The following is an 11,336-nucleotide window of genomic DNA, read 5'->3' as shown; positions in this document are numbered from 1 at the left end:
CCACCGAAGATTGGAGTTCTTGGGCAACAGCTACAGTTTGCTGCAACGAGCGAGAAATTTGATGGGATGACTCGGAGGTATGCTCAGAAACCCTGGCAATTTTTTGCATCAAGTTGGTAACAGCGAGAGAAGTTTGTGCTTGAGATACGGTTGCACCCGAAATCGATTGCACTAACTCATCAATCTGATGAGAGACAGCTAAAATCTGACTGAGACTATGCTTGGCATCTTCAACTAAATGAGTGCCTTCTACCACTTGAGACGTACCGAGTTCCATTGCCTCAACCACTTCAGTGGTTTCTCGTTGAATCGTCTCAACAATCTGCTCAATTTCTTGAGTGGCTGCTGCTGAACGCTCAGCTAGTTCGCTAATTTGCTCGGCAACAACAGTAAAGTTGCGAGTTTCCTCATTTTCTCGCGCCGTCTGAATCCCAGCATTGAGCGCTAGCATATTAGTTGCTTGAGCAATTTGCTTAATCAAGTAAACGGCTTTGGAAATCTCCTGGGAGGATTGCCCCAGACGCTTCACCTTTTTCGAGGTTTCTCCCACAGTGGCTCGTAATTTCACAATCCCTTCTACGGTGCGCTCCATGGCTTGCCCACCCGCTTGGGCAGTAGTGGAGGCCGTCCGAGCAACGGCGGCGGCTTGGTGGGCACTCTCTGCAACCGCTTGAATCGAAAGCGTCATTTGCTCAACGGAACCGAGGGTGCGGATAATCTCCTCCGCCTGCGTTAGGGCTTGATCGGAAAGTTGACGGATTGCCCCTTCGTTTTCCCCTAAAGAAACGTTGACTTGCAAGGCAGCTTGTTTAACCTGGGTGACGATGCCGCGCAAACTGGCGATGATGGAATTGAAAAAGTCAGCAACTGTGCCGATTTCCCCCTCTTTAACCTTAGCGAGAACGGTGAGGTCGCCCTTGGCAGCTCCTTGGACATCGCTGAGTAATTCTGCAAGTTGATGCTGGAGTGCTTCTTTTTGCTGGCGTTGCTCTTGAAAACTCGCTTGAGCTTCCTGACGCGCTTGCTCTCTCTGTTCCAAGAGGGTGGCTTGCTCGATCGCAATTCCCACCTGCGTCGCCACCTGTGCCAACCAATTAATTTCTTCCTCTTGCCAATCTCGTGGCTTTGCACACTGATGGGCAATCAATAAACCGAGCAACTCGTCACGAATCAGAATGGGGGCGACTAAATTGGCCTTGACTTCAAAGCGTTCGAGTAACTTAATGTGGCACTTGGTCAAATTAGCATGGTAGATGTCATTAATCGCACGAACACGGCCTTTGCGATAGAGTCCGCCATGATTTCCCTTAAAACAAGTGTCCTCTACTTCCGCCCCTAAAGCGATCGTCCAATTCGAGTCCACCGATTCAGCAATCATCGTACCACTCCAGTCGGAATCGAAGCGGTAGATTAAGACTCGGTCGGCTTTCAAGGCTTGTTTTACCTGTCGAACCGTGGTGCTGAAGATATCTTCCAAATTAAGCGATCGCAAAATTTGCTTGGTCATCTCGGCAAAAGCACGGGCGCGTTTGGCTTCCGCTTCTTGTTGTTGACGCTGCTCAAGAACGGCAATCTCCGCCGCCTCTGCCAATAACCGAGCACGTTCGGCTTCGGCTTCTTTCTGTTTGCGTAAGGTTTCCTGCTGCTTCAGCAGCATTGCTTGGTCTAACGCCACCCCTACCTGGTTTGCCACTTGCTTGAAGAAATCAATTTCGATCTCCTTCCACGCCCTCGGCGTCGAACACTGATGGGCAATCAGCAAGCCATGAAGCTGCCGGTCTACAATCACCGGCACGATTAGATTCGCTTTAACCGATAAGGTTTCAAGTTGCCTTAAGTGACAATCGCTCAATTCCGCCTTGGAAATATCCTCGTTCGCCTTGACTCGACCCTTCTCATAAAGGATGACATACCGATTCTCAAAACAGGGGTTAGCCATTTGCAGCCCCAAGGCACTAGGCCAACCACGAGTAACGGATTCGGCAACAATGGTACCCTGCCCTTCTGAATCAAAACGATAAACGACTACGCGATCGGCTTGCAGGGCAGCGCGAGTCTCCATCACAGCGGTGTTAAAAATATAATCCGTGTCCAGGGATTCCCGAATGTTGGAAGTGATGTCATTCAACAACCGTGCCCGCTCAGCTTCCGCTTCTTGCTGTTTTCGTAGAGTTTCTTCCTTCTTTAGGAGGATTTCTTGATTTAGGGCAAAACCCATCTGGGTGGCTACTTGCTTTAAGAAATCCATTTCGGTTTCCTTCCAGGTTCGGGGGCCAGAACACTGGTGGGTAATCAGCAAACCATGAAGCTGTCGGTCTGCAATGATCGGTACGACTAAGTTAGCTTTGACGGAAAAGATTTCTAGTTGTCTGATATGACAATCGGTTAAACCTGCGTTGTAAATATCGTTAGTGGCTTTAATCCGACCTTTCTGGTAGGGAATGACATATCGATCTTTAAAACAGGTGTCATTAATTTGAGCACCGAGAGAAGGAGGCCAACCCCGACCCACGGATTCGGCAATCATCGTACCACTCCAGTCTGGATTGAAGCGATAGACAATGACGCGATCGGCTTTCAGGGCGGCACGGACTTCTGCCACCACCGTCGTGAACATGTCTTGTGTGTCGAAGGCTTCTCGAATGCTGGAGGAAATGGAATTCAAGAGCAGTTCTTGCTTCACCTCAGCGGCTTGTTGGCTAAATTGAAGCTGAAGTTGGTCTGCCAGTTGGTTAATATGAGTGCCTAAGGTGGATAATTCGTCTTCCCCTTGCACCTGGAGATAAGTACTGAGTTCTCCCCGACCCAATTTCTCCACGGCTTCGGTGGCAGCGCTAATTTCACGCGAGGCGCGGTGGGAGAGGAAAGCTGCGATCGCACCGACTAATAATACGGTTCCCCCGGTCCCCAACATCAGAGTCAACAACAGTTGTGCCTTTAGCTCTGACATCGTGGTGGTGGGGCTTTGACCCGTTTGGGCAACCTGTGTTGTAATGGCTTGGTTGGTGAGGTAGTAGCTGGTTGCCCCAATTCCGAGCGCGGGGAGTGTGCCAAATGCGATCGCTAAAAGGGTTGCTTTCGTACTCAAGCGCAGTTGCCGCCACCAGGGAGGACTCGATTCCTTCCGGGATTGACCAGGCAGAGCAACACTGAACGGCTGACTGTTCATCCCACTCGTAAACGGCTGGGGCAGGGAAAGCGGCCCAAGATGCTGATGACTACCCTGACTCGCTATCTCTGTACGACTCATAGTGCCTGAAGACTCATTCTCCAGTTGAGCTAGCGCCGTGCGAGCTAAGTCAGTTGTTGCAGCATCACTCGCCAGTCTGAGCGCTTCTCGCAATTCAGTTCTAGCTTTGTCCAAATTGCCAGCTTCACGAGAAGCCGCACCCAGCCAAATGCGAATTTTCGCATCTTGAGGCTGCTTGGTCGCCAAGTCTGAAAACGGCTGTATCGCCGCTTCATACTGTCCTTGCGAATGGGTTTTGGCTAGAGCTTGATCGAGTTGATTTTTCATGAGAGAAGAGGACTACCTTAGGTAAGACGTTGGCATGAGTCAGATTGCAGGTATTGGGGCACCCTGGCTGAACCCCTGTTTGGGATGCACTTTTCCCCGTGGGCTCGTTATACAGGCGCAGGCAATTGGAAGCTTTTGAACTATTTGACCCGCTTCAAAAGCTCTATCAGTACCGACCTTCAGCACCCGACACCATTGCGTCACACGATTTGGCAGAACACCTGAATTAAAAACTCTGGCTTGTGGAACAGCAGTACAGGGATAACTTGAGTTGTGTGGAGATGCCCAAAAGTATTACTGCTGGCGTCAGTATCAATTTTTACGTAAAATTACGCAACTATTTGAAAACAAGTGTAACATTGAAGGTTTCAAGTTTAAGTGTGATTACGGCCTTTAATGTAAAGTTGTGTTAAAGATTGTAAAAAGGAAAGTCAAGCTGTACCCTATCTCAATGGTGAACCCAGTTATGGCTCTCCACCTCAGCCGCATTGCCGAATGTTGATCCGCATAATGACTGAAAGTGGGGCGATCGGGAGTTACTCTCATTTAAGAACCCAAGCCAAGAAACGCTCGGTGTAGTAGAGGGCTAGCTGATTGCTAGGGCCGTGAAAGATCGAGTCAAAGGCATGTTCTGCCCAAGGGATTTCCAGTAGGATAGCCGTACTGCCAGTTGCACACAGGCGTTTGTACATATTCTGTGCAAAGCGTACTTCGACGATATGGTCGCGACTGCCATGCACGAGTAGCGTCGGTGGGAGTGGGCGCGTCACATAGCTAATGGGCGAAGCTTGGACATATTGCTCTGGTCGTTCATCCGGTGAACCCCCTAAAAAGGCTTCGAGTACAGCACGCACATTCAATGGATCGGGTTTGGGTGGCTCTTTGTATCCTTGCGTTAGGTTAAATGGCCCATAGTAGTTGACAACGGCTCGGACGGGTAGGGCATCCGGCTGATAGGCAGCCAGCATTGCTAGATGTCCTCCGGCGGAACGTCCGAGTAAGGCGATGCGGGTGATATCGGTTTCATACTCCGTGGCGTGCTGCTGGATAAAGGTGAGTGCGGCACGGACATCATCGAGTTGAGCGGGAAACTGATAGCGGGGTGCATGGCGATAAGCGATCGCAAAAACAGTATAGCCTCGACGCGCCATGTAACGGCTGAAGTCACTGTGAGCGGAGGGGCTACCGCTTTGCCAACCTCCACCGTAAACAATGACAATTGCTGGGTATTGCCCTACTTGGAGAGGGCGATAAATATCCAGAGTCAACGGTACGCGATCGGGAGCCGCAAATTGGATATTGGGGGTGTACCGTACCTCGTCACGAGGGATGCCTCGGAAGGCATCAGCGAGGATAAATGGATGCAAGCGTAGCTGACTTTGCATCTGATGTGGAATCGCCTTCAAATAGTCTGCGCCCAAAGCATCGCGCATCGCTACCGCCATTTTCTTGTCAGTGGCGGGTAACTGTACCAAAGGTAGAAGACTTAAGAACAGTCCAACTAAAGTAACGCCTAAGGTTAAGCGTTGCAACCAACTGTTACGTCCTCCAAGTAACGATACTCCAAATGCGATCGCCCCTTGGGTTGTGCCGAAGGCGATCGCATTCAATACGACTAACCAAGGACTGAGTTCCGGTACTCCTACCCCCAAGGGTAGCAAAGAGAAAATAGGAGCGGGGATAACAATCCAGCTGCTTAAGAAAAGACCCACACCACTCAGCAGCAAAGCCAGCAGTGTGAATACTTCCCTAAAATGATTTATTCTGGATATCATTGCATGGCAACCAGACGTTTTAGAGCGGCTTCACATTCTTGATAAATCCAAAAAGTCCGATTGATTCCTTTAATTTTTAACCCCTGTGCTGAAACGTTTAAAAGTTTGTTTTTAGTTGTCTTTCCAAGAATTTCTAGAAACAGGGCAAGTAGGGATACAGTTATTCTGAATAAGAAAATGCCTAGCTTTCTTAACAGATTAGAATTTTGCCTCGCGAACAGTCTTGCATCCTCCGCAACCACGACTGCTTTTGTTCGCCAGACTTTCAATAGCTGTTTTACTTGCTTGCGATCGCCTTGAGCTGTTTGGTAGGCCACGAGTGTCTTATACTCCATTGGGCTGAGGGGATAAAAATCACGCGCTCTTTTAGGATAAAGGACTGGTATATTGTCTTGGTTGAGATGCTCTCCATAAACTCTTCCATTAACTCGCCACTCGGTTTCAATTTTAAGGCGGCGGTGATTCTTGATATTAATACTACTTAAAAATGTGGTCAAGGCAGGAAGCAAAATTGACCAAATTAGGATTCCTATTATCATCCCAAAAACATTGTTTTTGAAAGCTGGATTCTGTAGTAATACATACAGCATCAGAAAACTAAGCACAAACATTAACAAAAAAGTAATATTAAAAATTGTATTAAATACTTTAAATCTAGTTATTCCTACTAATAAATAAATTTGCTTCATAATCCAAGTTAAGATGAAAATCAAAAATCCACAAGCCATTAAGGATTGGAAAAAATTAAGAGCGTAAAACATTAAAAAAATAAGAAATACATTGTTGCCCAAACCCGCTTTTCCTGGAACTTGTCCAGACAAAAAAGCGGCAATGCTCGCGGAAGTAGATAGGATTAAGGCTAAGCTTAGGGCGATGCGGAGAGTTAACGAAGTAAAGTTTCTTGTGTCGAGATAAAATAACTCTTTGCACTTTGCCGCACCTGTACGAATCAACTTTATATCTTCATCTAATTCCGTCTCTTCTCTAGGAGCCATAACCGTATTTGTCAGGCGTACATAATCAACTTTTAACCCAGATTGGAAGACACCATCTTTTTTATAAGCATAGAAATGACGTAGATTGGGTTTCCTATGGTTTGAACTAACTAATGCTTCTGTCATTGCTTTTTTATCCTTATTATTTTTTTATAAACTTAGATCGAAAGTGGGAATATTTGCCTGAGTATCCTCGATCCAAAATTCTTTATTTTCTGGCTGATGGCCTTCATGACCGAAGCCAATTCCTGAATTATCCTTTAAAAAAGTGTCAGGAATTGTTTGATGATTAACATCAAATTAAGACTATATCTGCAATGGAGAATTCTCAAATTTATCTGGCTCTCTTGTAGGAACGATAAGCCATATACCAGCAAAAAATCAGGCTAATAGGCCACAAAGGGAACACCAGCCCTGCTATCAGCCATACTACTGTATCGAACTTAAAAGTGTTAGCCTTAGATCTTGCCGAAACGTAACTCTGATAATTCGATTGGGAAACTTCCGCTACCTCAAGCCATCCCTTGACGAAATCCGCATACTTCGCGACATCTTGGTCACTGCCAGGAAAGTGCCCTCCATGTCCTGCTTTAATACGCATGGAGTTCATTTGCATAATGTACTTGACATCCCCATCACTCAAGCCAACGTACTTCTGCATCAAATTGCACAACTCGCGCCATTGCACCTGGCTCACATCTTGCACTCTGTGTCGTTCTGCCACAGAGAGTTGAAGCAAAGAAGCTAGTATCTGGCGGAATTGGTCTTCTAAGGCTCCGTGTATACTGAGCATTGCTAGGCCGAGCAAGTCGGGTTCTTCCTTTGCTTTAGCCAGTCGATCCATACCGAGTTGCCACTTTTCTAAAGGTGACTTAGATCGTTCAGGTTGATGCATAGTTTTAATGAGTCTTTTTCGTAAGATTCCGCAATTACCCCAAGTGCGATTTAATACGCTAAGTCGGCATTTTTTACCGCGATTAGCGGTGTAACAAGCCTTCAAAGTGGATAAAATCCCACTATTTCAGCACTAAGCGACGTGAGTTAAGCTGCAAGACAAAAGTTAAAATGGGCGATCGCTCAATTAATTATTGTCAAAAGTATAAGTCAAGCCAGTAAAGGTGTCTAGATTTTGTACAATATGGGGATATCGGTGTATCTTAAAAATACACTCCACTCAAAGCATCTATGGAACTGCGGCATTTACGCTACTTTATTGCCGTTGTTGAGGCTGGAACATTTACCCATGCAGCCACGACGCTGAACACATACCAAGGTCCACTGAACAAGCAAATTAGTGATCTGGAAAAGGAAGTAGGAGTTTACTTATTTGAAAGGGATGAATCTGGGCGGCGGCAGCAACCCCTACAACTCACCGCAGCAGGCGAGGCATTTCTCGAAGCTGCACGCATCGCTGTAGCCCATGCCAATCGCACCATTACTCAAGCGCGTAATGCAGAGGCGGGAATAATCGGAACGTTAAATGTGGGCATTAATAGCTCGATCACAAACAGCTTGCTGCCCAAAATTTTGCGTTATTTTGTAAAACAGTTCCCTGATGTAAAACTGGTGCTGTCGGAATTGCCCTATGTTGAACAAATCCAAAAACTGCAAAATCATCTGCTAGATGTAGGATTTGACCGGACGAATAATACTCAGCTCTATACAGATTTGCAGTTTATTCCTATTTTGGAAGAAAGTTTGGTCGTCCTTCTATCTAAGGAGCATCCCTTGGCTGGGCGATCGCAAATTTTTCTCCAAGACTTAGCCAACGAAAGATTCATTCTGGCTCCACCCACAATGGCAGTTTACATGACGGAGATTAACAACATCTATACACAGGAAGTTGGTCATGAACCACATTTGGTTCATGAAGCAGGCTGGATGATCACAATTTTGGGTTTGGTAGCTGCCGATCTAGGCGTGTCAATTTTGCCAAAAAATGTTAAGAATCTGAAACGCGAAGGGGTTGTTTACAAAGACATCCTGGATATCAAACACAAGCAACCGATTAAACTTAAAAATTCGCTTGCACTGATCTACCGTAAAGACAATAAATCCCAACTTGTGCGAAATTTTCAGCGAGCGATCCAAGACATTTGTGAGACTTCATCGTAGTATGGCGAGAACTCAGATTTGAGGTATGCTATGCACCCAAGCAATTTAACCTAATTATTCTGTTTGCGAGAAAAGAATAAAGTATTTGTATTCATCTCATCGTTGCGATAATCAACAATAACGCGAGCGACTGCACAAATATTTATCGCGGTGTTCTCATCTCTGTCATTTATTTGATGACAAGATGGGCAACGCCATCTCCATACCGAAAGGTCTAGTTCGTCAAGGACATACCCGCAGCAAGAGCTAGACTAAATACATGGCAGAAGAAAATTTTGTCCGTGGAACGGTTGAAACATGACAACTTCCAATGTTCCTTAACGGGTTGTTGGATTTCCCACAGGATTGAACAACTTGCTCGTTAACATGCGGTTAGAGTATGTTGCCTGACTGTGGGTTGTCTCTGCTAAAAATACTATTTTTTGGAGCTAGGTGATGTCTACTGAAGGGATTCCTGTCAAAACAGCCGTCTTAATCACTATTATTGGTGAATCTGTGCTAAGAGAGCGCCTTGTGAAACTCCTCAAAAGTAAGGAAGTAACAGGATACACCATTAGTCAGGCTCAGGGCGAAGGCGGTCACGGCAGACGACTAGGGGATATTGCGGGTTATAACACTAACATCGAGATTAAGACTGTCGTATCACCAGAAGATTCTGAGGATATTCTCCGCGCCGTGATGGAGATGCGGAACGGTCACGCCTTAATGGCTTTCCGACAAAATGTAGAACTCTTGAGCAATGAATAGGGTTTCGCCTGAATAGCTTTAGCATGACAATGTCTAATCTAACCACTCATCAAGATGGCGACGCTTGGAGCTAAAGCGCTGCTTGCAGTCGTTTACGGTTTTTTGCTCGTCCACTTGCCTCGTCTGGTTGACTTGCTGTTGGTAGAAGCTGTCTGTAGGAGATGAAGCCTGTGGGGGCGGGCTTTCCTGGGATTTGGATGGGTTAGAAAAATCCTGGGTGCTAGGAGCTGTGTGTAAATAGCGCAACTGAGCATGAGCTTCATTAATTTCTTGAAGCTTGTAGTGCGCTTTCTGTTGTAGCCGGGGATGACCGGCAAAACGATCAGGGTGCCACACCCAGGTTAAATCGATGTAACCCTGATGAACTTCCTCCGGTGAGGCTCCAGGAGCTAGATCGAGGATTGTGTAGTATCGTTGGGTGTCTAACATCTAAAACACCTTTTAAGGGACAGAACTTTGTGTCAAAAATCGTAATTCCAGTTTGAAAGGTCTTAAGCTGAGTGAGTATCAAAAAACACATCAGTTTAGGAAAGATATATTTTGTAGTCTTTCTTTAACTAAAGTTAATGCTTTCACAGTTTAGGATTTGCAACATTGTGTAGACTTCTTGCATAAGTGGCAAGACTTAAGAGATAAATCTTATAGCCACTGAGCAAAAATTCACGTTTGCAAGAGTTGTCTTCTATGAGTACTCCACCCAACTCGCCTTATGAGTATCAAATCGGGGGAAGTCTACCGAGTGATGCACCAAGTTACGGCAGATTGCAAGTAAATAGATTCCACAAACGATTATGATTTTTGTGGATGAAATTGACAGTATTCTTAGCTTGAATTTTAATAGTGATGACTTTTTGGCGGTTATCCGTGATTGTTATAACAAACGAGCCGATAATCCAGATTATCGGCTATTGACGTTTGCGTTGGTTGGGGTGGCGACACTTTTAGATTTAATTGCTGAGAAGCGGCGCACACTATCTAATATTGTTCGTGCGATCGCGCATTCTCAACACTTGGGAATCTCAGGATGAACCGGAGCCTTTGAAGACGATACGCGATCGTATTTTGAGGAGAGAGCAGTGTGCGGGTCGTCTGTTGGGATTGCATCAGCGTACTTCAACCTCCTCAACAGCATCCCCAGCGAGCTAGCTTGCAACCGATGACCGTGCAAGTGATTTTGGCTCAGGAAGAACATCCACCCACAGGAGTTGAACCAATCCATTGGCTGCTCCACCAAAGCGATCGCATCAATCGTAAATGGCAATCTGGACTTGATTGTGCGAATTTTCTCTAGACTCCCCAACTCAAACGAAGATGATCCGCAAACTTATTGTAAAGTTTTGTAACTAGGCGCATAACTCCAGTCGTCTCCCCAGACAAGTAGATAGAAGTTGAAAGATTCACGCTTCCGAAAAAGCTACTAATCCTTCAACTGGTATAAGCAATCTGCAAACACTTTAATTCCTACTTAAAAATTGGGAGCAACTGACAATGGCAACTATTAACGGTACCAATGGTAATGACAATCTGAATGGTATCTTTGATTGGTTTTTTGATCTGCCTGATATCATCAACGGGCTGGACGGCAACGACATTCTCAACGCTCTTGCTACCAATGATACCCTTAATGGGGGCAATGGCAACGATACGCTCAATGGTGGCGCAGGTGCCGACATCATGAATGGCGGTGATGGCAGCGACACCTACTATGTGGATAACGTCGGTGATGTAGTGGGGGAATACTACAACGATGCTCTAGGCGGTGTAGATACGGTATTTTCCACGGTCAGCTATTCCCTTTCACCTGGTACAGTGCCTGGTGGGCAAGGGTTTGGAATTGAGAACCTGACGCTGACGGGTACTGGCAACATTAACGGCACAGGTAATGGCAATAACAACGTCATCATCGGCAACAGTGGCAATAACATCCTCGATGGTGGTGCAGGTGCCGACATCATGAATGCGGGTGATGGCAGCGATACCTACATTGTGGACAACGTCGGTGCTGTAGTGGCTGAAAGCTACAACGATGTCCTAGGTGGTGTAGATACGGTATTTTCCTCAGTCAGTCACACTCTGGGGTTTGGAATTGAGAACCTGACGCTGACGGGTACTGGCAACATTAACGGCACAGGCAATGGCAATAACAACGTCATCATCGGTAACACTGGCAATAACATCCTCGATGGT

Annotated in this window: 9 protein-coding genes and 2 pseudogenes; 5 read left to right on the top strand and 6 right to left on the bottom strand. The window is 46.2% G+C overall.

Translation table 11 applies throughout. From position 1 onward, the window contains the following. The 4 genes from V6C93_RS24580 to V6C93_RS24565 all read right to left on the bottom strand — a co-directional run. On the bottom strand, positions 1–3,517 hold a 3,517-nt coding region (locus tag V6C93_RS24580), incomplete at its 3' end, for a GAF domain-containing protein (protein WP_333479302.1). Between the two features lie 542 nt (positions 3,518–4,059). After that, positions 4,060–5,292, bottom strand: coding sequence for an alpha/beta hydrolase (locus V6C93_RS24575; RefSeq protein WP_333479301.1), 1,233 nt, complete (start codon positions 5,290–5,292; stop codon positions 4,060–4,062). Beyond that, a complete protein-coding gene (locus tag V6C93_RS24570; protein ID WP_333479300.1) occupies positions 5,289–6,413 on the bottom strand; it encodes a hypothetical protein in 1,125 nt (374 codons plus the stop codon). Before V6C93_RS24570 ends, V6C93_RS24575 begins: the two co-directional genes overlap by 4 nt. A gap of 208 nt (positions 6,414–6,621) precedes the next feature. Continuing rightward, complete coding sequence (locus tag V6C93_RS24565; RefSeq protein ID WP_333479299.1) at positions 6,622–7,182, bottom strand: hypothetical protein; 561 nt, start codon at positions 7,180–7,182, stop codon at positions 6,622–6,624. Positions 7,183–7,472: 290 nt separating this feature from the next. Between V6C93_RS24565 and V6C93_RS24560 the strand changes: the two genes are divergently transcribed. Further along, on the top strand, positions 7,473–8,402 hold the full coding sequence (locus V6C93_RS24560; protein WP_333479298.1) for a LysR family transcriptional regulator: 930 nt from the start codon (positions 7,473–7,475) through the stop codon (positions 8,400–8,402). Positions 8,403–8,452: 50 nt separating this feature from the next. Here the strand turns inward: V6C93_RS24560 and V6C93_RS38455 are convergent. Next, positions 8,453–8,635 (bottom strand): annotated as a pseudogene (locus tag V6C93_RS38455) (hypothetical protein); the annotation flags it as partial. 202 nt (positions 8,636–8,837) lie between these two features. Here V6C93_RS38455 and V6C93_RS24555 point away from each other — a divergent pair. Next, the gene (locus V6C93_RS24555) at positions 8,838–9,149 is read left to right on the top strand and encodes a P-II family nitrogen regulator (protein WP_333479297.1); all 312 of its coding nucleotides are present in this window, start codon (positions 8,838–8,840) and stop codon (positions 9,147–9,149) included. A 33-nt stretch (positions 9,150–9,182) separates the two neighbouring features. Here V6C93_RS24555 and V6C93_RS24550 read toward each other — a convergent pair whose 3' ends face one another. Next, positions 9,183–9,578, bottom strand: coding sequence for a J domain-containing protein (locus V6C93_RS24550; protein ID WP_333479296.1), 396 nt, complete (start codon positions 9,576–9,578; stop codon positions 9,183–9,185). 347 nt (positions 9,579–9,925) lie between these two features. Between V6C93_RS24550 and V6C93_RS24545 the strand changes: the two are divergent. The 3 genes and pseudogenes from V6C93_RS24545 to V6C93_RS24535 all read left to right on the top strand — a co-directional run. Beyond that, positions 9,926–10,259: pseudogene (locus tag V6C93_RS24545) on the top strand (hypothetical protein); the annotation flags it as partial. Beyond that, positions 10,228–10,440, top strand: coding sequence for a hypothetical protein (locus tag V6C93_RS24540; protein ID WP_333479303.1), 213 nt, complete (start codon positions 10,228–10,230; stop codon positions 10,438–10,440). The pseudogene V6C93_RS24545 and the gene V6C93_RS24540, both read left to right, overlap by 32 nt. 197 nt (positions 10,441–10,637) lie before the next feature. Next, the coding region (locus V6C93_RS24535) for a calcium-binding protein (RefSeq protein WP_414644272.1) at positions 10,638–11,336 on the top strand (699 nt) is incomplete at its 3' end.

The organism is Allocoleopsis sp., assembly GCF_036703385.1.
Taxonomy (GTDB): domain Bacteria; phylum Cyanobacteriota; class Cyanobacteriia; order Cyanobacteriales; family Coleofasciculaceae; genus Allocoleopsis.
Note: the sequence above shows the minus strand (reverse complement) of the source record. Positions and strands in the feature narration are given on the sequence as shown.